Origin of the sequence: Bacillus sp. ISO11 (assembly GCF_003458115.1) — a bacterium.
In the GTDB taxonomy this organism is placed as follows: Bacteria; Bacillota; Bacilli; order Bacillales; family Bacillaceae_G; genus Bacillus_A; species Bacillus_A cereus.
Window position 1 is genome coordinate 1 of sequence record NZ_QXCO01000096.1, and the last position, 599, is coordinate 599.

Genomic DNA, 599 nt, shown 5'->3' on the forward strand with positions numbered 1-599 from the left:
ACTGCAGTTGGTACAGGCTTAAATGCAGATCCAGAATATATTGAAGCAGTTGTAAAACATTTAGCTGCAATTAGTGAATTACCGCTTGTTGGTGCAGAAGATTTAGTAGATGCGACGCAAAATACGGATGCTTATACTGAAGTATCTGCAGCGCTTAAAGTATGTATGATGAATATGTCTAAAATTGCGAATGACCTTCGCTTAATGGCATCAGGTCCGCGTGTTGGTTTAGCGGAAATTATGTTACCAGCTCGTCAACCAGGTTCATCTATTATGCCAGGGAAAGTAAACCCTGTTATGCCAGAAGTAATTAATCAAATTGCGTTCCAAGTAATTGGTAATGACCATACAATTTGCCTTGCTTCAGAAGCAGGACAATTAGAATTAAACGTTATGGAACCAGTACTTGTTTTCAACTTACTTCAATCGATTAGCATTATGAATAACGGTTTCCGTGCTTTTACAGATAATTGCTTAAAAGGAATTGAAGCGAATGAAGATCGCTTAAAAGAGTATGTTGAGAAAAGTGTAGGAATTATTACAGCCGTGAACCCTCATATCGGTTATGAAGCAGCAGCTCGCGTTGCGAAAGAAGCAAT

At 38.6% G+C, this 599-nt stretch carries 1 protein-coding gene; it reads left to right on the forward strand.

Translation table 11 applies throughout. From position 1 onward, the window contains the following. Positions 1 to 599, forward strand: a 599-nt coding sequence (locus D1166_RS30950) for a lyase family protein (RefSeq protein ID WP_255422669.1), incomplete at both ends; no start/stop codon positions are given.